17 protein-coding genes and 1 pseudogene are annotated in these 22,314 nt (G+C 46.7%); 4 read left to right on the top strand and 14 right to left on the bottom strand.

Annotation, left to right across the window (positions count from 1 at the left end):
• Positions 1 to 152: 152 nt before the first annotated feature.
• Positions 153 to 5,687 carry a PAS domain S-box protein gene (locus JGK20_RS16835; protein ID WP_293192113.1) on the bottom strand — a complete coding sequence of 1,845 codons (5,535 nt, stop codon included), beginning with the start codon at positions 5,685 to 5,687 and terminating at the stop codon, positions 153 to 155.
• Positions 5,688 to 6,367: 680 nt separating this feature from the next.
• Here JGK20_RS16835 and JGK20_RS16830 point away from each other — a divergent pair.
• The gene (locus JGK20_RS16830) at positions 6,368 to 10,180 is read left to right on the top strand and encodes a sugar-binding domain-containing protein (protein ID WP_293204890.1); all 3,813 of its coding nucleotides are present in this window, start codon (positions 6,368 to 6,370) and stop codon (positions 10,178 to 10,180) included.
• 3 nt (positions 10,181 to 10,183) lie between these two features.
• Here the strand turns inward: JGK20_RS16830 and JGK20_RS16825 are convergent, their stop codons facing one another.
• The 9 genes and pseudogenes from JGK20_RS16825 to JGK20_RS16785 all read right to left on the bottom strand — a co-directional run bounded on the left by JGK20_RS16825 (position 10,184) and on the right by JGK20_RS16785 (position 17,357).
• Positions 10,184 to 10,570 carry a type II toxin-antitoxin system VapC family toxin gene (locus tag JGK20_RS16825; protein ID WP_293183400.1) on the bottom strand — a complete coding sequence of 129 codons (387 nt, stop codon included), beginning with the start codon at positions 10,568 to 10,570 and terminating at the stop codon, positions 10,184 to 10,186.
• A complete protein-coding gene (locus tag JGK20_RS16820) occupies positions 10,567 to 10,803 on the bottom strand; it encodes a toxin-antitoxin (TA) system antitoxin (RefSeq protein ID WP_293183398.1) in 237 nt (78 codons plus the stop codon). The genes JGK20_RS16825 and JGK20_RS16820 overlap by 4 nt, the downstream gene beginning before the upstream one ends.
• 88 nt (positions 10,804 to 10,891) lie before the next feature.
• Positions 10,892 to 11,137 carry an HNH endonuclease gene (locus JGK20_RS16815; protein WP_293212379.1) on the bottom strand — a complete coding sequence of 82 codons (246 nt, stop codon included), beginning with the start codon at positions 11,135 to 11,137 and terminating at the stop codon, positions 10,892 to 10,894.
• 30 nt (positions 11,138 to 11,167) lie between these two features.
• Positions 11,168 to 11,602, bottom strand: a pseudogene (locus JGK20_RS16810) (KGK domain-containing protein).
• A gap of 237 nt (positions 11,603 to 11,839) precedes the next feature.
• Positions 11,840 to 12,223, bottom strand: coding sequence for a type II toxin-antitoxin system PemK/MazF family toxin (locus JGK20_RS16805; RefSeq protein ID WP_293192107.1), 384 nt, complete (start codon positions 12,221 to 12,223; stop codon positions 11,840 to 11,842).
• Positions 12,186 to 12,389 carry a hypothetical protein gene (locus JGK20_RS16800; protein ID WP_293192105.1) on the bottom strand — a complete coding sequence of 68 codons (204 nt, stop codon included), beginning with the start codon at positions 12,387 to 12,389 and terminating at the stop codon, positions 12,186 to 12,188. The genes JGK20_RS16805 and JGK20_RS16800 overlap by 38 nt, the downstream gene beginning before the upstream one ends.
• A 38-nt stretch (positions 12,390 to 12,427) precedes the next feature.
• Positions 12,428 to 14,863 carry a dynamin family protein gene (locus JGK20_RS16795; RefSeq protein ID WP_293192103.1) on the bottom strand — a complete coding sequence of 812 codons (2,436 nt, stop codon included), beginning with the start codon at positions 14,861 to 14,863 and terminating at the stop codon, positions 12,428 to 12,430.
• Between the two features lie 141 nt (positions 14,864 to 15,004).
• Positions 15,005 to 15,979, bottom strand: a complete 975-nt coding sequence (locus JGK20_RS16790; protein ID WP_293183388.1) for an Rpn family recombination-promoting nuclease/putative transposase — start codon at positions 15,977 to 15,979, stop codon at positions 15,005 to 15,007.
• Positions 15,980 to 16,295: 316 nt separating this feature from the next.
• Complete coding sequence (locus JGK20_RS16785) at positions 16,296 to 17,357, bottom strand: J domain-containing protein (protein ID WP_293231462.1); 1,062 nt, start codon at positions 17,355 to 17,357, stop codon at positions 16,296 to 16,298.
• On the opposite strand from JGK20_RS16785, the gene JGK20_RS16780 reads away from it, so the two are divergent.
• On the top strand, positions 17,331 to 17,525 hold the full coding sequence (locus tag JGK20_RS16780) for a hypothetical protein (protein WP_293200830.1): 195 nt from the start codon (positions 17,331 to 17,333) through the stop codon (positions 17,523 to 17,525). The two genes, JGK20_RS16785 and JGK20_RS16780, sit on opposite strands and share 27 nt — an antisense overlap.
• On the opposite strand, the gene JGK20_RS16775 is transcribed toward JGK20_RS16780, so the two are convergent.
• The 4 genes from JGK20_RS16775 to dnaK form a co-directional block, all read right to left on the bottom strand.
• Positions 17,487 to 17,675, bottom strand: coding sequence for a four helix bundle protein (locus JGK20_RS16775; protein ID WP_293183384.1), 189 nt, complete (start codon positions 17,673 to 17,675; stop codon positions 17,487 to 17,489). The two genes, JGK20_RS16780 and JGK20_RS16775, sit on opposite strands and share 39 nt — an antisense overlap.
• 112 nt (positions 17,676 to 17,787) lie before the next feature.
• Positions 17,788 to 17,964: a four helix bundle protein gene (locus JGK20_RS16770; protein ID WP_293183382.1), complete on the bottom strand. Its 177-nt coding sequence runs from the start codon at positions 17,962 to 17,964 to the stop codon at positions 17,788 to 17,790.
• Between the two features lie 112 nt (positions 17,965 to 18,076).
• The gene (locus tag JGK20_RS16765; RefSeq protein WP_293192096.1) at positions 18,077 to 18,202 is read right to left on the bottom strand and encodes a hypothetical protein; all 126 of its coding nucleotides are present in this window, start codon (positions 18,200 to 18,202) and stop codon (positions 18,077 to 18,079) included.
• On the bottom strand, positions 18,193 to 20,325 hold the full coding sequence (gene dnaK / locus JGK20_RS16760; protein ID WP_293204938.1) for a molecular chaperone DnaK: 2,133 nt from the start codon (positions 20,323 to 20,325) through the stop codon (positions 18,193 to 18,195). Before dnaK ends, JGK20_RS16765 begins: the two co-directional genes overlap by 10 nt.
• A 299-nt stretch (positions 20,326 to 20,624) precedes the next feature.
• On the opposite strand from dnaK, the gene JGK20_RS16755 reads away from it, so the two are divergent.
• Both JGK20_RS16755 and JGK20_RS16750 read left to right on the top strand, forming a co-directional pair.
• Entirely contained in the window at positions 20,625 to 21,374 is a 750-nt protein-coding gene (locus JGK20_RS16755; protein WP_293231459.1) for a Uma2 family endonuclease, read from the top strand.
• Positions 21,375 to 21,445: 71 nt separating this feature from the next.
• Positions 21,446 to 22,314: phospholipase D-like domain-containing protein (locus JGK20_RS16750; protein ID WP_293231456.1), on the top strand; the 869-nt coding region annotated here is incomplete at its 3' end.

The raw sequence follows: 22,314 nt of genomic DNA, 5'->3' as shown, positions 1-22,314 counted from the left end.
AGCGCTCAAGCGCAACTACGTACCTTTCCGGAGCGCTCAAGCGCAACTACGTACCTTTCCGGAGCGCTCAAGCGCAACTACGTACCTTTCCGGAGCGCTTAAGCGCAACTACGTACCTGGAGGAGCGCTCAAGCGCAACTACGTACCTTCTGTTAGTGTAAGGTTTTTAACTGAGCTAAAACTGTGGCGAATCGAGCAGAATCGATCGGCTTTGCTAAGTGTTCGTCGTAACCGGCCTCGATCGCCCGATGCCGGTCTTGTTCGCTAGCATAAGCTGTCAGCGCCACAGCGGCCAAGCGCTTGATTTTGTCAGATTCGGACGATCGCACTTTGCGGATTAACGAGTAGCCATCCTCAACCGGCATCCCGATGTCGCTGACTAAAATATCCGGCGGCGACTGCTGTAAAATGTCGATCGCCTCTTGGGCTGAAGCAGCAGCCATCGCCAGAGCCCCCAACTGTTTCAGCGCCAAAACCAAAAACTCGCGGTTGTCGGGTTCGTCATCAACTACCAATACCTTTAAACCAGCCAAAATACCAGGACTCACGGCAGCTAATTGCCTTTCCTCTATCAACTGCGGCTGCTGACTCCGACGCTGTTTCAGGGGCAGCATTACTGTAAATGTCGCCCCGAGTCCCTCTCCGGGACTTTCGGCGCGTACAGTGCCGCCGTGAAGTTCCACCAAGTGCTCGACGATCGCCAATCCCAGTCCCAAACCCCCGTAAGCCTTAGTAATTGAGCCATCTGCTTGTCGGAAGCGATCGAACACGTAGGGCAGAAACTCAGCAGAAATGCCTTTGCCGGTATCGCTAACAATAATTTGTATGTAATTAGGTGATGGGGAATTAGCAACAGCTACCGCAGACAAACGCAGTTGGACTGTTCCCCCGGATGGCGTAAACTTGACGGCGTTAGTCAGCAAATTCGAGACTACCTGCTGCAACCTCTGGGCGTCGCCCCACATCAAACTGATTGCGGGGTCAAATTCCGAGGAAACAGTCACAGACTTAGCCTGAGCGGCGAAACTGACACAATTGAGGGCAACTTCGATCGTCTTTGTCATGACGAACCAGCCGGGTTTTAGAACCAGCTTGCCTTGAATAATCCGGGAAACATCGAGCAAATCTTCGACTAGCTGCGTTTGCACCCTCGACTGACGCTCGATCGCTTCCAAACCGCAAGCTAAAGAATCTGGTGTGTACGGGCGGGTGCGGAGCATTTGGGCCCAACCCAGAATTGCGTTTAAAGGCGTGCGGAGTTCGTGGGAAAGAGTGGCTAGAAACTCGTCTTTCCGGCGGTTGATGGCTTCTGCTTCTGCCCGCGCGGCTTGTTCGCGATCGAGCAACTGAGCGAGTTCTGCCTCGACTTGCTTGCGATCGCTGATGTCGGCGACGATCGACATACAGTTAATGTTACCCTTGGCGTCGCGGACTGGAGTTGCCCACAAACCGATGTCGATCGAAGTGCCGTCTTTTCTTTGGCGCTGGGTTTCCATGCCGGCGATCGCATTTCCAGCGCGAATTCCTTTCAAATTCTCCATAAATTCCTCCCGCTTGTCTGGGGGAACGCTGGGCAAAAATTTACCTACCGCCTCGGATTCTGGCCAGCCAAAAATCCTCTCAGCGGCTGGGTTCCACATTTTTACAATGCCGTCCTCGGCGCCGAAAACGGTAATTGCTAGGGGACAAGCCTGGATCAAGGCTTCCAAAGTTTGATTGATTTGCGATCGCGCCTCTTCTGCTTGTTTGCGATCGGTGATATCGACGTTCACGCCGATAGTCCGCAGGGGCAAACCGCGCTCGTCCTGAAACACCTTAGCCCTGCAAGCAATCCAGGCGACGCTGCTATCCGAGCGGCAGATGCGGAACTCGATGTTTAATTCCTCGCCGTTCGTCGCCGCAGCCAGTACCTGCTGTTCGGTGAAAGTGCGATCGTCTGGATGCACCATTGCCAGCAAATTTTGATAGCTGCTCTGGAAACCGCCGGCCGGCAGCCCGTACAAAGCCTCTAACTCCGGCGTACACGCGAGTTCGCCCGTTTGGACGTTCCATTCAAAAGTTCCGATTTTGCCTGCTTGCTGAGCGATTTGCAGCCGTTGTTGATTGTTTTTGAGTTCTGCTTCCACCCGCGAGATTTCGGTCAAGTCAATGTAGAATCCGACGATCGTCTCTGGTTCGCCCTTGTCAGGGCACAAAGTCGTCGCGCCCATCAGCACCGGCACGCGGCTGCCATCTTTGCGGATGTACTCTTTCTTAAAAGGAGTTGCGACTCCCGACGCCCGCAGTTCCCCGGCCGCCCGGGCGTCGAGGTGGAGGTATTCGGAGGGGGTCATATTGTCCCACCGCATTTGACCGGAGAGCACGTCTAAGCGAGTATAGCCCACCATGTTGAGCAGGGAGTCGTTGGCGTAGGCGATGCGGCCGGTAAAATCGCCGATCGCGACTCCGAAAATATTTGAGTCTAACAGTCGGCGGAATAAAGCTTCGCTTTGCTGGATTACCCGTTTTGCTTGGTTGCGATCGGTAATTTCGGCAACCACGCTGCTGACTCCCAACAGCGTTCCCGATTCATCGATCACGGGGTAAAAGCTGACTTGCCAATCCCGCACAACTCCCGGCTGTTGAAGGGTTTCGGCCTTAAGTTCCATGTCGAGTACGGGGGTTTGCGTAGCGAGCACTTGGCGGTAAATCGGCTCTACCAGATTGGCAAGTTCCGGTATCGCTTCTCTGACGGTGCGCCCGATGTGATCTGCGATCGTGCGGCCGTTGATCGCAGCGAGGCATTCGTTCATGCGGATGTAGCGCAAATTGGTATCGAGAAAGCACAGCCCGACTGGTGTGGTGTTGTAAACTAAGTCGAGTTCTGCTAGTTGGTTGCTAATGCGAATTTCGTTTTCTCGGATCTGGTTTTGAGCTTGTTTGCGATCGGTGATATCGACCACGAAGAACGATCCTTTGTCTGTGCATCCTTGCAAGTGTCCGGCGCCGACAAAAACTGGGAAGCGCGTGCCGTCTTTGCGGATGTATTCTTTTTCAAAAGGCTCGCAACTTCCTGATGCTGCGACTTGGGCGAGGGCTGCGCGATCGAGTTCTGCGTATTCCGGCGGCGTGATATTGCTCCAGTGGATTTTTCCTGAAATTAAGTCTTCTCTCGTATATCCAATCATGTCCAGCAAGGCGTTATTAGCTTCGGTAATTTCGCCGCCCGCCTCCCAGAAACCAATGCCGATCATGTTAGAATCTACCACGCTGCGGAAGCGCATTTCACTTTCCCGCAAAGCTAATTCTGTTTGTTTAGCTGCGGTAACATCTGCGATAATTATGCCAGCGCCGATGATTTCTCCCCTTTCATTTTTCACCGGGTAGTAGTTGGCGAGCCAGTAGCCGAAATATCCGGGTCTTCCCCCATGTTCGCCGCTGACTTCTACATTTAAAACAGGTTCGCCGGTTTCTAGAACTTGCTGAATTATTGGTGCAAACTCGGCAGCGGATTCTGGCAACAATTGGCGGTAGTCTTGACCGAGATGCTGTTCTGCTGTCAAACCGTTGAGTTCTGCTAATACTTGATTGATGCGGATGAATCGCATTTCGCGATCGAGAAAGCAAATCGCTAGGGGAGATGCTTCTAACAGCGAGTCAATTAAGGCGAAGGATTGCGATGTTTGAGCTAGTGCTTGCTGCGCTTCTGCATAAAGTCTGGCGTTGTCCAGGGCGATCGCCACGCGGTATGCTAAATCTTCTAGCATTGCCATATCTTCTGCACTGTAGCGGCGCCCCAACTTTGAGGTAAAGCAAGTGATCGCACCCATTACCCGCCCGCGCGCCTTCAGCGGTACGCAAGCGTGAGAACCGATATTGAGCGATTCCCTACGGGATAGCTTCGCCGCGCGTAGCATTTCAATTTCTGCTGCATTTTCGGCTGCTGCTGCTAAAATCTCCTCATCCACTTCGGCAATTAGTTGGGATTTGCCGGTGCGAATTACCAGCGGATAGCCGTTAACAGCATCAAAGGCGATCGGGCTGCAAACTCTCAACTTATTAATCGTATCAACCGTAGAGGCTTCTGCGTGAGCCACAGCGACTTTGCGGACTTTTGAGTCAGTTTCGGTCAAATGAATGCAGCACCCATCGGCAACAGAATTAACTGCTAATTCAGCGACATTTTGCAGCACTGTTTCTCCGTCAAACGCAGCAGCCAAAATTTTGCTAACTTCTGCCAAAAATGCCGATCGCTGCTGTTCTATTTGGGCTTTTTCTCGGGCTGCTTGCTCGGTTGCCAACTGCAATCTTTGACTTTCTGTAAGTTTGAGTTCTGTGATATCGCGGGCAACAATTAACGCCGATTCTGGTACGCCGTCTTTGTCAAACTCTGGAACTACGCGAGATTGATAACTTCTGATGCCGTCGGTTGAGTAAGCCTGAAATTCGATGACTTCTTCTCGACCAGTTTCTAACACTTTGCGGAGAGTTTCATCCCACCTCTGGCAAAGTTCCGGCGGCATTCCTATCTCTTGACTGGTTTTCCCGAGGAAGAATGAAATTGGTTTTCCTTGAGTTCGGGCAACTGCTTCGTTGACATAAATATAACGCAGTTCTTTATCGGTGCGGATAATCACATCGGGCGTATTTTCTAGCAGCGTTCTCAGTTGCTGTTCGCTGCTAGACAAAGCTGCTTGTGTTTGCTGTCTTTCAGTAACATCTCGCACCGTGCCCACGTGTCCGATAAGTTCCCCACAGTCGGAGAACATCGGCGCCGAACCAACATTAATCCAGCGCACAATCCCCTCTGCTGTTTGCAGGCGATACTCGATCGCATATTCCCCAAGTTCCCGAGTATAATCCAGCCATCGGCTCAATACGCGATCGCGGTCTTCCGGGTGAATGCAATTCTCCCAACCATCTCCTAAAAGTTCTGCCAAACTCAAGCCACAAATCGCCTGAGTGCGAGGGTTTGCATAGGTGTAGCGCCCCTCAAAATCTGCCATAAAAATTCCCACAGGCGAACAGGAACTTAAACAGCGAAATCGTTCTTCTTGAGCTTGCAGCGCTTCTTTAGCTACTGTTAGCTCAGCCGTGCGCTGTTTGACGCGGTTTTCTAGCTTGGCGTAGGATGAAGCCAAGGCTATTTCTGCTAATTTGCGATCGGTAATATCGATACCACTTGCGATCGCATATTCTACCAAGCCATCAATACCCAGCATCACTGTATTCGACCAAGAAATGAAGCGCTTGGATCCATTTTTAGTGCGCCAATAGTTTTGATATTCGCTGTAAACAACTTCTGCGTTTAGATTAGCAAAAACTGTTTGAGCTGCCTCAACTTCTTCGGGAATCAAGAACAGATCCCAAACATATTTATCCAGAACTTCTGCTACCGAGTAGCCAGTTGTTTTTTCGCAAGCTTGGTTGAATCGCACAATCCGTCCTCGACTGTCGAGAACTACAATCAAGCAAGCTGTGGTATCAGTTACTTTTGAAATAATCTGGCGTTCTATTTCTAGTTCTTGTTCTGCGGACTTTAAACCAGCATACCAGCCGCCAACCATTGCAGCGGCAAGAAGTAAGATTGCAGGAGTTGCCTGAAGTGCAAACAGTAACAGAGTTGTCAGCAGTAAGGCCGTGCCTGCGGTAAATGTAGCAATGCTGTAAGATTTAATGGGTAAAGGCAAGACCTGAAACCGACTCATTTTTTTTTGACCTGTAGCGATGGCGCGATCGCACTATTTCTGTTTGTGCCTATAAAACAACATGGTTAAAAAAAATTATGTGTTTTTTCTATACCAAACCACATTTGTCGGCGCCGTGCCATCTTCCCACAGACAGATTTGCTGAAGTCAGTTAACAGTTGACAGTTGATAGTAGTCATTAGTCATTAGTCATTAGTCATTAGTCATTAGTCAGTAGGGGCGGTGGATGGTGCGTGCCCGCCCTCATCAGTCATTAGTCATCAGTGCTGTCCCCGCTCGCAAACCTTATCATCAGTCATCAGTCATTAGTCACAGAGAATCAGAAAAATACTCCCAATCTCCCCCTCTCCCAATCTCCCCCTCAGGAGCATCTCATTTTTGTAAAAAGCATTTTTTCTTTGAGTGCGAGCGTCCCCGCTCGCGTATTGTAAAATACGCGAGCGGGGACGCTCGCACTATAATAAATGCAAAACTGAGATGCTCCCTCCCACGTCTCCCCTTTCTCCCCTTTCTCCCCTTTCTCCCCTTTCTCCCCCTCTCCCACTCCCCCCCTCTCCCACTCTCCCCATCTCCCACTTTCCCCTTTGTCCACTCGTCGAAACCAAGCAATTGATGCGCGCAGCAGCTTATGATAAATGAAGAGACAAACTGGATAAGTTGATTTCTGGGAGGAACTTACGATGAATCACAAGCTGGCAAAAATTATCGGATTATTTTTCGCAGCCGCCATCGTCTTCGGATTCATCGGTTACGCGGTGCAAAATCCCAACTCGGTCACCAACTCAGTAATGTCGATCGGCTTTCCGAATCTTACTACAGCTACCGCCAGCGCGATCGACAACCAGCGCAACCAAATCTATCTCAACGGCACCTGGCAATTTGTCCCCGCCACAGGCAACCCCCAAAGTCCCCCCGCCTCCCCAAATTGGGGCTCCATCCAAGTACCCGGAGACTGGCAAGAAGAAAAAAACGAATTCATACCCGGAATCATCACTCGCGGCACCGGCAAAGACTGGGAAAACTTCAACAGCAAACAACTATCAAAAGCTTGGTATCAGAAAAAAATAGACATTCCCGGCGAGTGGAAAAACCGCCGCATTTTTATCGACTTAGCCCGAGTCAGCACCGATGCAATTATCTTTGTCAACGGCATTAACTGCGGTCAAATCGAATGGCCCTACGGCAATATTGAAATTACCAAAGTAGCCAAACCAGGTCAAAATACAATATCTATTTTAGTCGCAGCAGTCTCCGACGAAAAAGACAAAGCCGTGATCATGAGTCCCACAGAAATATACACCACAAAATCCAACTTGCAATCGCGGGGAATCATCGGCGAAGTCAGGGTTCTTAGCGTGGCCCCAGGCCCGCTAGTTAGCGATGTATACGTCCAAACTTCCACCAGAAAAAAGCAAATTAAATTAGATGTAGAACTCAAAGACATTACCCAAAACGGTCAAGTTCAGCTTGTAGCGCAAATGCTCGACGAAAAAGGCAAAGTCGAACAAAAATTTACAGGCACTGCAACCGTTCAAGCCAAACCAATTCAAACCGTAAAAGTCCAGTGGGATTGGCAAAGTCCCCGCCTTTGGGATGCCGGCAAACCCAACCTCTACACCCTGCAATTAGAAGTAACAGGCAGCGGCGTTAACACGCAATACAACCAACCCTTCGGCTTCCGCGAATTTTGGGTACAAGGGCGCAAATTTTTCTTAAATGGCACCGAGTTTCGCCTGCGTCCCGCCTTGCATTCCGATACATGGGAAGGTGGCACAGTAGAAGTTTCAGACAGTTTAATAGACGCCTATGTAAAAGCTGGTTTCAATATAGCAGAAATCTGGCCTTGGAATCACGACGAACGGGGTAGATGGCACTTCAGAGAACTATTTTCCGAACGCGCCGATCTCAAAGGTTTTCCAATTATGGCGCCCGCATTAGATATTACTCCCATAGCTTGGAGCGAACAATGGAATAACCGCCAAATTATCGATCGCTGGAAAGGGCGAATGACAGCAGAAATGCGCCGCTACCGCAATCATCCCTCAGTATTAATGTGGGCAACAAGTCCCAATTATTTCGGCAACGGTGACGACCAAAATCCCCGCCGCATCGGCAAGAAAACAGTAGAAGGAACAATCGGTCCCGTCGAAGACCAGCGTTTGCGGGCAAAAACCCCCCTGGGAAATGAAGCTTTTGCTGCTATGAAATCTGTAGACCCAACCAGACCTGTGATGGTACATCAAGGCGGCACTTTTGGCGATGTTTATTCGCTAAATTCTTATTTAAATGTGATGCCATTACAAGAAAGGGAAGAATGGATTTCAGAGTGGAGTAAAACCGGAGAAATGCCCTACATGGTAGTAGAATTTGGCACGCCTCTGCACGCGACCATGATGCGGAACCGCCAAGGTTTTGATAAGGTGATTGTTAGCGAACCTTGGATGACTGAATTTGCAGCAATTTACTTTGGCAAACAAGCTTACGACTTAGAAACTCCCACTTATAAACGTAAAATTCGCGAGCAATTTGTCAAGGATATGCAGTATAAAAGCTGGCACATGAGCAAGGATTTAGATTTTGCACCTGCTTTTCAAAAGTTGCAGTATTTATTCAGTACGAATACTTGGCGGACTTGGCGGACTTTTGGAATGTCTGGGGGCATGATTCCTTGGCAGCAAGGACACGGTTGGGATGTTTCGGATGCTGGCAGAACCAAGGTAGATCTGGGAGGATTTCAATCGGGTCGCCGAGGTGTTTATTTGAAGCAAGTGTCCAACAATCTGATGCATCATTTGCAACCAGAAGCTTACAAAATTTATCCGGCAGGGGAGGCAATTATGAAGAATAACGGCCCGACTTTAGCTTGGATTGCTGGTGCTAATCAGGCTTTTGCTGCCAAAGATCACAGCTTTTTTGCAGGCAGCAAATTGGCTAAGCAAATAGTATTAATTAACGATACCAGAGCGCAGCAAGATTTTGCATTAAATTGGCGAGTTATGGTCGGGGGAGAAGAGGTAGCAACTGGGGAGAAGAAGGGGAAAATTGACACAGCAGGCACGCTATTTTTCCCAATTGACGTGAAATTGCCAAATACAATTTCTAGCAAAGCTGACGGCGAAATTAGTTTAACTGCACGAATTGGCGATCGGCCGCATTCTGATACATTTCCTTTCCGGGTGTTTGCCAATCAAGCCAAAATCAAGGATACGCTAACAATCTTCGATCCAGTTGGCAAAACATCGGCAATGTTAAAGCAGTTAGGTTATAGTCTGGTGCCTTGGAATGGTTCGCAAGTTTTATCGCTATTAATTATCGGTAGGGAAGCTTTTTCTAGCGGGCAAAATTTGCCAGGAAATTTAGAAAATTTCGTGCGAAACGGCGGCAAAACAATGGTGTTTCCTCAGCGCCGGGAATGGCTAAAAAACATGGGTTTGCGAGTTGCCGAACACGTCAGCCGCCGCGCCTATCCAGTTGACAGCAATCATCCAGCAATTATCGGTTTAGACGGTGAAGATTTGCGGGATTGGATGGGGGAAAGTACGCTGGTTGAAGCTTATCCAGATACAACTCAAACTGGATCGAGATTGAGTCCAGCAAATATGCCTTGGTACGGCTGGCATTGGGGAAATCGCGGCGCAGTCAGCAGCGCTTCAATTGAGAAGCCGCACCGCAGCGGTTGGCGGCCAATTTTGGAATCTGAGTTTGATTTAGCTTATTCCCCGCTGATGGAATTGGATTATGGAAAAGGGCGGCTGATTTTAAACGAGTTGGATGTGGAAGACCATTATTCTGTAGATGGTGGGGCGGCGCAGTTAGTCCAGCAACTTGTGAGTTACGGGACGAATTCTCCAATGCTTGGAAAGCCGGATAAGGTGGTTTTAATTGGGGGAGACAAAGATGCCAAGAAGTTGGACAGTTTGGGGGTAATTTATCAGCGGGCTAATGCGCTTTCTCAGGATGCTGGTTTGGCGATTGTGGGTGCCGAAGCGAATCTGAAAGATGCAGATTTGCGTGCTTATTTGAATGGTGGCGGAAATGCGTTTTTCTTGCCGCGTCAAGTACCTGTTGCGGGTTTGGGCGTGGGTTTGCAGCAGGCGAAGGATTTCGGGGGTTCGCTGGCGGTGCCTGGTTGGGATGAGGTGAAGGGGCTTAGCGGTTCGGATTTGCGATCGCGCTCTTTTTATGATACTTGGTTGATTAAGTCTGGGGGAGAAATCGGTGCTGACGGTTTGTTAAGCCGGGTTGCTGTAGGTAAGGGCGTGGCGATTTTCTCTCAAATTGACCCGGATAGTTTGAATGCTGATGCTAAGACTTATTTGCGTTTTACTCGCTGGCGGCAAACTCGGGCAAATGCTCAGATTTTAGCTAATTTAGGGGCAAGTTTTAGGGCGGATGGTGCTGTATTTAACGGTTCGAGTCAGGAGTTTTATCACCCGGATTATAAGACAGATTTTGAGAATGGGGACGATCCTTATCGGTATTATCGATGGTAGGAGTTACCAGTCAATGTTGACCGGATATTTGGCAAATATCGAATCGCAACTCACTAACACAGCGTCTTCTATATTGGCTTGAGCAATCAATAGGCGATCGAAGGGATCTTTGTGATGAGTTGGTAAGTTATTCAAGGCTAAAACATGAGCAATAGTAATAGGTAGCAATTCTATATTGTTAGTCACTTGCTGGCTTTCTATCACTTCTGTTAAAGGCAGATTCAGACTTAGTTTACCAAGTTGGAGCTTGATTTGGATTTCCCAAATGCTGGCAACACTTACAAGCAAAGTATTTTCTGGATTTTGACACAAGGCAAGAGCTTTTGGTGAAAGTCTTTGCGGGGAACTGTCCCACCAAATGAAGGTATGAGTATCGAGGAGTAATCTCATAGATTCCCTGTCCAGAATTCATCAGATAACGGTTCATCAAAATCCTCACTTGTCCAGATTGTTCCAGCGTGCAATCCTGCTGTGCGCGGCTTAGCTGGGGATGCAATGGGCGCTAATCGTACAAGGGGAATGCCACCTTCTGTGAGAACAACCTCTATACCTTTAAGTGCTAGAGATAATAACTCTTTTAAATTTGTTTGTGCTTCTTGTATGTCAACTGTTTTTGTGAGCATTGCAGTTATCCTAGCTAGGAGTTAAAAGTGCGATCGCATGGCAGAGTGCAATTTCCATATCAAACGGTCAAACTTATTATACTAAATATCACAGGTCAAAGTGTCGCTTAAAGCGCGGGTCTAGTTTGTCGGTTTTCCTTTGGTTGCAGGTGCAGCAGAGGGTTTGCAGGTTGCTGATGTCGTTGCTGCCGCCGCGGGCTAGGGGGATGATATGATCGATCGACAGTTCTGCTTCTAGTTTGGTTTGGCCGCAGCTTTGGCACTGGTATTTGTTGCGAGTGAATACGTATTTTCTGACTTCTGGAGGGATAGTAATTCTGGAAGTTTTAGTCATGATGTATTTTAACCGCAGAGGTTTGATTGATTAGCTAAGTGAGTTTTCTTGTTGGAGAAATTGGCGGCGCAAATCATCGAGGGGGGATTCTGGTTGGCTAGTTTCTGACTCGTTGTTTTCTGGTGTTTCTTCTACTTCTGGTTCGTCGGGGCAAAATTCTATAGTGACATTGAGTTTGAGCTTCATCTTCCCTTTCTTCCAGCCCTGAGCACCCACTCTGAGAATTTCACAATCTATACCCTCACCAAATCAGTTTTCATAAGCCCTAGTTTGTTGGTCAGTATTTAAACCTACATCAATATCTAGTTTCTGTTGGCTTAACGACTTATTGAGTGTCTGTGCTAACTCATCTTCAGGTAAAACTCTATTTACTGTTTCCTTGAGTTTTTCTACTTTAAGCATTGCGTCACCAAAAGATAAAGCATCATCATTACCGCAGTTATGGAAATCAAATTTATCTTCCATATTAATCTCTAAGTTCTTTAAACTGTCATCCTAACTATTTTAGAGTAGCATCTATATTTTGGCAAGAATCCCGGCGGTTGGAAACCGCGGCTATACAAACGATGTCCGCCTCCGCGGACTAAGAATGTCTTCAACCCGCGGAGGCGGGTTTTGTCTGTGTAGCCGCGATTTCCAATCGCCGTAATTTCAATCGCCAAAATTGCAATCATTCACTTACCACCCTCGTGCAAGTCCTATTTAATCTACTATTTCTAATTCCAAAGCTACCATCAAACAGCGATTAACGTGGTTTATAGCCTCAGTTGAAAAAGCACCCAGTTTGCGAGTAATCATTGACTTATTGAGGGTAAAAATGGACTCGCACCTAACTACAGACTCAACTCTAATACCAGCCAATGCAATTTCATCTCCTGTTATCAAATATTGAGCTGCCGTCAAAGAGCGAGTTGTCTTAGAAGTACAAGGTACAATCATCACATCGTCAATAATTTGGTTGAGATTATCTGCCGAAATTATCACAGCCGGACGCAGTTTAAACTGTGTTAGCTGAGTAGAAGGCATGGGTACTTGAGCCAACACTACATCACCTCTTCGCAAGTTCATCAGCAAATAGTTCGTCATAAATGTCATTTTCCGCACTCAGCCAATCTTGATAAGCTTGGGATACAAGCATCGGTTGAACAGATTCTTTTCCTGTTGTCAAAAACTGCGCTAGGTTGAGAAGTATTGCCAACTTATCATCGGGAAGTTGCTCGATTATTGTTAGAAGTTTTTGGCGAATGTTCATAGAATTAAAGTCGCTCTTTGTTGGCTATTATAGCACAATCATTCACAATCCACAACAACGCTATTATTTTCTCCAATTACAGGCAACAAATGCTCGTGCAACTTCATCGCCTGCAAACAACTATTAATCACAGAAACCGCCCGATCGTACTCTTGAATCTTCTCTTCATTCTCAGCTTGCAGCCGCAGATTCTTAGCAATCTTCTCCTCAGCTTCCTGTGCCAAAGTTTGCTCCAAATAATCGCGGGCTTGACTGTATTTCTGCAAAATATCATCAGCTTGCTGTTCCGCCATCGGTAACAAATGCTCTTTCAGCGTTTGATTCACAGTTTGGCGGAAAGTTTGCCGAATGGTTTTCGATACTTTTGGCTCAAAATCTAGCCTCAATAATTGCCGAATTGCTGGTTGCGCGTCTACCATATTTTCGCAGTCAAAACCTTGGGATGTTTGCTGCAATGTTTCCCGGAATTGGTAAATCGAAAACGTGCCTTCGTCGTAAAAACGGGGACTTTCTCGCACGTAGCGATCGCACTCCACGCCCGCCGCATTCACCAAAGCACGAGAAACCCGCTGTGACAACTCCTCTAACTGCTGTTCAATTCCCCCGTCATTCCCCAACAACCGATAAAGCAATCGATAATATTCTGACTTACGAATGCTGTCTTTTAAATACTGGAAATAATTCTCAACCAGTGACTTAGTAGCCTCTACTAAAATATCTTCCAACTGATTGGCTAAATAATAAAGCGCTTCCACTAAAACCGCAATTAAAGGTGCAGTAGCATTCCGCGGATGAGTCATCAAAGTTCGTCCGTAAGCCGCCTCAACCGAAAATCCATCTAGCAATTCATCCAAGCGGCGAATCATCCGAGATTGCAGTTGGCGAAAATCTGTATCGAAAATATCGCATCTGTTCATAATCATATCATTGACTTCTTTGGCGATATGTTCTCGAAATTCCTGTCCGACTTGCTGCAATTCTTGATTTAGACGTAAAAGTTCTTGGGCTTTCATCGCTTCAATTTCGCGGGGCTGGCTGTCCAAATTCCGCTGAATTGTTTGGTATTGTTTCCGCAGTTGAATGCACAAATCCTCTAAATCGTCAGCGAGATTTCTGAACAGTTGCGGGCGCTTTTCTTTTGTGAGATAATCGGTGATGGCTGTGCGAAAATCTTCGATGCCGCTATCTTGAATTAATTGCTGAATTAATGGTTGACCTTGTTCTGCCAGAATCCGCACGTAGTTTTGACTGGGCGTTTCGTAGCTGTTAACTGAAATCCGAAATTTGCTGGGAGATAGTTTCCCGGAATTCGCACAGTAGCGGTTAAATTCGCTGACAAATAGCGGTGTTTCTTCAGTGTTTTCACTTTTACTATCCGCATTCGTGTCTGCATCAACTCGATCGCGACTTTCGACAAATATGCTATCCAAACCAAAGCGATCGCGCCCGGTTGTCCCTTTTATCAAACTCCCGTAAAATCCCAGCAATCCGCTGGTTTTATAGACTCTGGCGGTGTCGCGAAAGTCGGAATTAATCAGATTTTCCAAGCGCTGGATCAGTTGCGCGTTGTACCAAGTTTCGTCAATGCGGTTGAAAATGTAAAACAGGCGATCGCGAATTCCGGGATTCGATCGCGTTTTCTCCATCAACTCCGTCTCTTCCGTCGTCATTTCCCCAGACGACGCAGCCTTCAAGACGCAGACAACCGCCGAAGTATCCGGGCTTTCAATCTTATCATAGGTCAATTCCGCATCCTGTTTGACAGGCGCATCAATTCCCGGCGTATCAATAATAATATTCCCATCTTGCAGCAGCGGATGGTAACAGTAATATTCAACTCGCTTGAGTACAGCGCTGTTGCTACCGCGCCGCGCGTAACTTGCAGCTTCCTTGAGATTGGAAAAATTAAACTGTTCCATCGAATAAGTTGCATTTTCCACAGCTTGAATGCGATCGCGATTCGCTTCAAACCCTTCTAAAAGTAGAGTCAAAGCCTTCGCTTGTTTAGCTCTCTCCGATTTATTTTCTCCGCCTTCCTTTTCGATAATTATGCTGCATCCCTGAGCTAAAATTTTAACTACATCTGTGAGATTAATATCAATTTCAGTAGTTAAATTTAACTGTTCGCAAAGAGCATAGGCTTGCTGGCGAATCTCAACTTCGCTCGAAAAAGTGAGAACAACACGCTCTTTTTGGGTAGATTCAGCGTAGGCGATATAGCATTCAGTACCGGTTGCGTGTCCGACCGCACTGTAGAGCAATTCTCGCTCCAACAAAGCATTAATCAGCATTGATTTTCCCGCACTAAAAGCGCCCGCAAACACAATCTCAAACTCGGGAGAAATTGCCTTTTTTAGAGAAGCTTGTACCGCCGTGATATCTTGTTGTCGCAAAGACGGTTCCTGACGCAGCAGTTGCAGTAGAGAGTCAACTTGCTCTTGCAGATTTTTGCATTGAGGCGGCATTTGAGTCATCGCGGCAGAATGCTCCTGTATTGTGGGAAAATTAGCTTAGGGTTAATTTTCGGCTAGTTCCTGAATATTTGCAACAGTAATTCTACTTATGTTATCGAGGATGGCTGAAAGTGCGATCCTCTTCGAGGGCTGCGCTAACGGCTATTGGGCGGCTAAATCTTGTGTTTCCAGCCAAGCTGCTAAGTCCGAGATTTGGGTAAAATTGAGCAAAGCTTCTCCTAAATCTTCTAATTTCGCGATCGACAATTCCCCGATTTGACTTTGAACTTCGGGAGTGACAGCACCTACACGGCGTTCCAACAGACGAACAATCAGTGCTATTTGTCCTGTTTTGATTCCTTCTTCTCTGCCTTCTTCTCTGCCTTCTTCTCTGCCTTCTTCTCTGCCTTTTTCTGTTCCTATTCGCACTGCTTTAGATATTGCACCTCGCCGATCTTGGATATAAATCTCCTGTTTTAGCAAGTCACTTAACTCGTCACGATTCAAATTAGCTCTACTTGCTATTGCAAATGCTTTATTGATTTCTGGCACAACTTCCATTGTTTCAGGTACTGTGTTTAAGTCTCTGGCAGTTTTGAGAAAATAAAGCCATTTGTCGGTCAAAGTTTCTAACTCCTCCAGACTTTTTTTAAACTTGGGTAACTCGACAAAAACTAATTCGATATCGTAAATAGGATAATCACTTAAAAACTCTCTTTCTTTCAGAACAAACCGCGAAGTTACTTTGTCAAAATCCTCAAACATTTCAAAATCAGTAATTGTCAAGGCAATCACTGGATTCAACATTACATATTGATCGGCTGTTTCTAATTGCGTGGAATAAGCTTTAGCTGCATTGTACAAAATTCGTTTTTCAAAAGCCTCTACGTTCAAAACCTGCATCTCGATAATGACAGTTGTGCCGTCATTTAAGTTGGCTCTAATATCTAAGTAAGTATCCTTAAGACCTCGAATTAGCGGCAATGAATAAGGATCGACGATTTCTAAACTTTCGATGGTGGGCTGATTGTCATATAGCAAGGCATTCAAAAAACTAATTAGAATGTCTTTGCTATTTTCAGAACCAAAGATTTTTTTGAAGGCAAAATCAGTTTTAGGATTGATGAATGTGAACATATAGGTAATGGGTAATGGGTAATGGGTAATGGGTAATGGGTAATCGGTAATGGGTAATGGGTAATGGGTAATCGGTAATGGGTAATCGGTAATCGGTAATCGGTAATCGGTAATCGGTAATGGGTAATCGGTAATGGGTAATCGGTAATGGGTAATCGGTAATGGGTAATCGGTAATCGGTAATCGGTAATGGGTGATGGGTGATGGGTGATGGGTGATGGGAAACCCCTGACGCCCTCAAGGCGGAATTGGCTGATGGGTAAGGTGCGCAGTGCGCACCTACATTTCGGTAAGGTGCGCAGTGCGCACCCTACAATTAATCATACAAATTCTGACGCGGTTTAAAAGTCTCAATTTGCCGCAATTTTTCGTACAATTCCCGTTCTTCGTCACTAATTTCCTTGGGAATTAACACCTGAATTTCTACTAGCTGATCTCCCCGATCGCCATTTCCAGTCGGATAGCCCTTATTTGCCAGCCGCAACCGCTTCCCAGACGTGACTCCCGGTGGCAGTTTCATCTTCACCAAGCCGTCTAGAGTCGGCACTTCAATGTCTCCACCAAGTACCGCTTCGCAGGGTGTCAGCGGCAATTCGCAGCAAATATCCGACATTTCCAAGCGGAAAAATGGATGGGGAGAAACGGTGATTTTTAAGTACAAATCGCCACCGCCAATACCTTGATTTCGCAGGCGAATTCGCTGGCCCGATACCATCGCCCCAGGCATATTTACCTCGATCCACCGCCCGTCATCCAAGCGGATGCGCTCGGTACCGCCGGAATAAGCTCTTTCCAAAGGCAGAGTCAGCCTCGCATCAATGTCTTGTCTGATTTCGCGATCGTCTATTTCCCTGGTTTCGCGTCGAATTTCGCGATCGTCCAAATCCCTTCTCTCTTCCCGAGAATTAGCAACATAACTGGTTTTCTTAGAAGCCGTATTCCACGGTTCCGAAGTGGGAACTCGCGGTGCATCATTCTCTGTCGCCATCCTCACTTCCCGGCGCCTTCCGAGGACTTGATCGAGAAATTTATTAAAATCTGAGTAATCGCTAAAATCGATATCTTCCGCTGGTTTTCTGCGGCTCCCTTTGTTGTTTCCCCAACTTGTAAAATTAGGAAGTTTTACGCCTTGTTTGCCTTGAAATCCCTTTTGTTTCCAGAATTTACTAAACTGATCGTATTGAGCGCGCTTTTCGAGATCGGACAGAATATCGTAAGCTTCATTAATATCTTTAAACCTATCTTCAGCAGATTTATCTCCCGGATTTACGTCAGGGTGCAACTGTCTCGCCAGTCGTCGATAGGCTTTTTTTATCTCGTCAGCCGTAGCATCTCTGGGCACTCCCAGTATTTGATAGTAATTACGAAAGTTTTGCATAATTTGAGAAGAAGGAAGAAGGAAGAGGGAAGAAGGAAGAAGGAAGAGGGAAGAAGGAAGAAGGAAGAGGGAAGAAGGAAGAAGGAAGAGGGAAGAAGGAAGAGGGAAGAGGGAAGAGGGAAAGATGTTTTATTCTGGTTTAAGTTTATTGATTGTGCTGACAATTAGTCGTGTGACTTCATCTACTTCTTTAACAACCGGTGATATTTGCTGGTGCGTTCCTAACCCCACTTTTTCAGAAATCACTAAATGAGTATCCAGTTCTCGCAGCGAACCGAGAGTTATTTGTAAATATCGAATATACTCTTTCGTGCTCACCGAATAGCAAGGGTTTGAAGCCCCAGCATGAAGGCAGATTGTGATAAGAACGGAGTTTAAATCTCTGTTCTTATCACTTCGCTGTCAACTGTCAACTGTCAACTGTCAACTGTCAACTGTTTAAACGTCCATATCCCTCAGCAATGTTAGCTGGTACTGATACAGATGCACGGCGAATTTGACTGGTAATACCATAAAGTTCAGATGGATGAAATGATTTGGTTAATTCGTAGCAAAGTTGACAAAGATAAATACCCCGCTGCCAGATGTATTGTTCTCTATGACTCATAAAAAAATATAGTTTTCTCCTTGCTGATTATAGTAATCTCTATCTATTTCCAAGAAGTCTAGTGTAGTAGAGGAGAGAAAAAAGAAGTCCAGAAGAAGTGGAAAAAGGGCGGTCACATATTCTCTGCTAAAAATCCGCTATTTTCCTTCTTCCTTCTTCCTTCTTCCTTCTTCCTTCTTCCTTCTTCCTTCTTCCTTCTTCCTTCTTCCTTCTTCCTTCTTCCTTCAATTACAACCAATCATCGTCGTCATCCCAGTCGTCGCTTTGATTTTGATAGGGGCGAGTTGGGCGGTTATTGCTGGTTCTGCGATCGGGTGTGCGATCGTATGGGCGATCGGGTGTGCGATCGTAAGATCGATCGCGATCTGGCATACGATCGCGATCGTAAGAGCGATCGTAAGGGCGATCGGGCATTGGATCGACTGTCGATCGCCTGTAGGGCTTAGCATTTTGATAATAGCTGCTGTCATCGCTGCGCCGCTTGGTACTATCGCCTGTAAAAGTCCGCTTCACAGACTCAAAGAAATCATCATCATCGTCATCATCAGCAAAGGCCGCGACTTCCCGACTCAAATCGTAAAGAGCATCCTGCAAATCCGAGCCAACTTGGTCAACTCCCCGCTCATCCTTACGTTCCAAACTGTCTCGCAATTCCCGAATTAAAGTTTCAATGCGCTGGCGGCTTTTTTGGGCAAACTGCATTCCGCGATCGAGTGCAACTTCCCGCAACTGTCGCTCAGCTTGATAAGCCAAAGCCTCAGCGCGATTGCGTTTTTCCACCTTTTCCCGCTGCAACTTATCAGCTTGAGCAAACTGTTCCGCATCGCGAATCATTTGATTCACTTCCTGCTGGCTCAGCGTCGAAGCACCTTGCACAGTAATGCTTTGTTCCCTGCCGGTAGTTTTGTCCAAAGCAGTCACCAACAGCATCCCGTTAGCATCAATATCAAAAGCCACTTGTACCTGCGGGATCCCTCGCGGTGCCGGCGGAATTCCCGTTAATTTAAACCGTCCCAAAGACTTATTATCTCTACCTAATTCCCGTTCCCCTTGGATGATGTGAACTTCTACCACAGTTTGGTTGTTTTCAGCAGTCGAAAAAATATCCGATCGCCTAACTGGAATAGTAGTATTGCGCGGAATCAGTTTTTTCATCACCCCGCCGATGGTTTCCAAGCCCAGGGACAGGGGCGTCACATCCAACAGCAGCACGTCCCGGACATCCCCGCCCAAAATCCCCGCCTGAATAGCAGCACCCACCGCCACAACCTCATCGGGATTGACATTTTGATTCGGTTCGCGATCGATCAAACTCCGCACAATTTCCTGCACCAAAGGAATGCGAGTCGAACCGCCGACCAACACAACTTCATCAATCCGAGAAGGACTCATATTGGCATCAGCCAAAGCTTGTTTCACCGGACGGCGCATCCGCTGCACCAAATCGCTGCACAGCCCCTCAAATTGACCGCGAGTCAAGCGCGTTTCCAAATGCAAAGGCCCATCTTCATTTGCATCAATAAACGGCAAATTAATCTCAGTGACGCCAACTCCCGACAGCTCTATTTTTGCTTTTTCTGCCGCTTCGATCAAGCGCTGCAAAGCTTGGCGGTTTTTGCGTAAATCCACGCCTTCTTTTTCTAAGAATTGTTCAGCCAACCAATCAACAATTTTGGAGTCAAAATCATTGCCACCCAACTGAGTATCGCCGCTAGTTGCTTTAACTTCAAATACTCCATCTCCAACATCTAAGATAGATACATCAAAAGTACCGCCGCCCAAATCAAAAACTAAGATTGTTTGACTTTCTCGCCTTTCCAAACCGTAAGCCAAAGAAGCCGCAGTCGGCTCATTTAAAATCCGCTTCACATCAAGTCCGGCAATTCTGCCAGCATCCCGCGTCGCCTGTCGCTGCGAGTCGTTGAAATAAGCAGGAACAGTGATTACAGCCCCCGTAACTTCTTGTCCCAGATAGCGGCTGGCTTCATCGGCCAACTTCCGCAACACCATCGCCGAAATTTCCTCTGGGGCGAAATCTTTTTTCAGGCGAGGGCATTTGATTTTGATGTTTCCGTTGTCGTCGCGGCGAGTTGTGTAAGGGACGCGCTTTGCTTCTGGAGTCAGTTCGGTATATTTGCGCCCGATGTACCGTTTGACGGCGTAAAAGGTGTTTTGGGGGTTGAGAACATTTTGGCGTCTGGCCATTTGTCCGACAAGGCGTTCTCCTTCCTTGGTGAAAGCAACCACCGAAGGAGTTGTCCGCATCCCTTCTGCGTTGGCAATCACAACCGGTTTGCCGCCTTCCATGACGGCTACTACTGAGTTTGTCGTTCCGAGGTCAATGCCAACTACTTTTCCCATACGTCCGTTGTCTCCTGTGGCGTTGTGTGTAGCTTTTTCAATATAAGCGTTAAGTTCGATCGCATTTATTGTACCGCGTCGAGCCACGGGGCTGCGGGGGGGTTATCTCACTTCGGGCTAGCGGTTGGGGTTGGTTGGGTGCGATCGACCTTTTTTCCATATGGCTTTGGCGCAGGGACTGAGGAGCAAATTGATTAGAATGGAGAGCAAAAGTTATCCTATCATCAACATCAAAATTAAAAGCCGTTAGCGCAGCCCTCGAAGAGGATCGCACAAACACCTTCAATCACCATAAAACCATGAAATTCAGCTTAGATGTAGAAAACAATCCCACAGGCTGGCCGGATCATACTCAACTACCCGAATCAGACGGTACTTTTGTGAAGAACTTTCAAGAACATCCCCAAAGCATTTTACTAACCGATTCCATAACTCCTATCTTAGAAAGAATTCACGCTGACGGTAACTATTGTATCGGTCAAGATAGCGGTATTTATTGGCGATTAACTGACCCCTTAGAAAAGGGTGCAGAAGCACCTGACTGGTTCTATGTACCGAATGTTCCACCAACATTGGATGGTAAATTTCGCCCTTATTATGTGTTGTGGCAAGAGTTTATATCACCGTTGATTGTGTTAGAGTTTGTATCCGGGAATGGTGCTGAAGAACGGGACAGAACGCCTTTATTGCGATCGGGCAAACAGGAAACTAAGGCTGGTAAATTCTGGATTTATGAAAATGTCATACATCCGGCATTTTATGGAATTTATGAAGTCAGCAAGGCTAGTGTTGAAGTCTATCATCTGATCGAAGATAGGTATCAATTAGTTGCAGCAAACGATCGCGGTCATTATCCGATTCCACAGTTAGGAGTAGAATTGGGAATTTGGCAAGGTACTTATCAAAATATGGAATTACCTTGGTTGCGCTGGTGGGATAGTGAAGGGAATCTGTTGTTATCGGGTTTTGAAAGAGCCGATCGCGCCGAAGACGAATTAGAGCAATTACGCGCTCAATTGCGATCGGCTGGAATTCAACCAGAACTCTAAAGAAAGAAGAGGAGACGGCAGTGCCGTTTCCCTACAATTAATCTAACATTATTCATCACAGAAAAAACCAAGTGCCACGCATTTTTGACAACATCGAACTATCTCTGCTACCAGCATTACGAGAAACCATTAAACTCTCCTACCGTGCCGATTTTTGCGTGGGCTATTTCAATCTCAGGGGATGGCGGAGCATTGGCGATTTAATCGAAGCATATGTGGGAAATCGGGGAGCATGCTGCCGCCTTTTGGTGGGAATGCAAAGCTTGCCATCCGATGAATTGAATGCTAGTTTTAGCCTGATTTCCCATCATCGGGGGATTGACAATAGTACAATTATTCGCCTCAAAAAACGGATGGCTAAGGAGTTTCGTCATCAGTTGACAATCGGGGCTCCCAGTGATATTGACGAACAAGGCTTACGCAGATTGAGCTATCAGATTAAAACCGGAAAAGTTATTGTTAAATTATTTCTAGCTTATCATCTACACGCGAAGCTCTATCTCGTTCATCGTCACGATCCAAATAGTCCGATTGTCGGTTTTTTGGGTAGCAGCAATCTGACTTTATCGGGACTCTCAAAGCAAGGAGAATTGAATCTTGATATCTTAGATTCTGATGCTTGTAATAAGTTGCAAAAATGGTTTGAAAACCGCTGGGAAGAATACGGCTGTATTGATATTTCTAAGGAACTCGCCGAAATTCTCGATCGCAGTTGGGCGCGATCCGAACCAATTCCACCCTATCACATCTATCTCAACAGAGTCTATCATTTGTCCCGCGAGGCGATCGCAGGTATTTCCGAATTTCAGATTCCCCGCGATTTTAAGGGTTTATTTCAGTTTCAAGAAGAAGCCGTTAAGCTAGCAGCCCGTCACATTACCAAACGGGGAGGCGTGATTATTGGCGATGTGGTAGGTTTGGGCAAAACTTTAGTCGGTAC

The sequence above is a fragment of the Microcoleus sp. PH2017_05_CCC_O_A genome, assembly GCF_020738785.1.
GTDB lineage: Bacteria > Cyanobacteriota > Cyanobacteriia > Cyanobacteriales > Microcoleaceae > Microcoleus.
Note: the sequence above shows the minus strand (reverse complement) of the source record. Positions and strands in the feature narration are given on the sequence as shown.

Coding starts and splice junctions, on each gene's coding strand:
- JGK20_RS16835 (WP_293192113.1), bottom strand. CDS start 5,687: ATGAGTCGGTTTCAGGTCTTGCCTTTACCCATTAAATCTTACAGCATT.
- JGK20_RS16830 (WP_293204890.1), top strand. CDS start 6,368: ATGAATCACAAGCTGGCAAAAATTATCGGATTATTTTTCGCAGCCGCC.
- JGK20_RS16825 (WP_293183400.1), bottom strand. CDS start 10,570: ATGAGATTACTCCTCGATACTCATACCTTCATTTGGTGGGACAGTTCC.
- JGK20_RS16820 (WP_293183398.1), bottom strand. CDS start 10,803: ATGCTCACAAAAACAGTTGACATACAAGAAGCACAAACAAATTTAAAA.
- JGK20_RS16815 (WP_293212379.1), bottom strand. CDS start 11,137: ATGACTAAAACTTCCAGAATTACTATCCCTCCAGAAGTCAGAAAATAC.
- JGK20_RS16805 (WP_293192107.1), bottom strand. CDS start 12,223: ATGACGAACTATTTGCTGATGAACTTGCGAAGAGGTGATGTAGTGTTG.
- JGK20_RS16800 (WP_293192105.1), bottom strand. CDS start 12,389: ATGAACATTCGCCAAAAACTTCTAACAATAATCGAGCAACTTCCCGAT.
- JGK20_RS16795 (WP_293192103.1), bottom strand. CDS start 14,863: ATGACTCAAATGCCGCCTCAATGCAAAAATCTGCAAGAGCAAGTTGAC.
- JGK20_RS16790 (WP_293183388.1), bottom strand. CDS start 15,979: ATGTTCACATTCATCAATCCTAAAACTGATTTTGCCTTCAAAAAAATC.
- JGK20_RS16785 (WP_293231462.1), bottom strand. CDS start 17,357: ATGCAAAACTTTCGTAATTACTATCAAATACTGGGAGTGCCCAGAGAT.
- JGK20_RS16770 (WP_293183382.1), bottom strand. CDS start 17,964: ATGAGTCATAGAGAACAATACATCTGGCAGCGGGGTATTTATCTTTGT.
- dnaK (WP_293204938.1), bottom strand. CDS start 20,325: ATGGGAAAAGTAGTTGGCATTGACCTCGGAACGACAAACTCAGTAGTA.
- JGK20_RS16755 (WP_293231459.1), top strand. CDS start 20,625: ATGAAATTCAGCTTAGATGTAGAAAACAATCCCACAGGCTGGCCGGAT.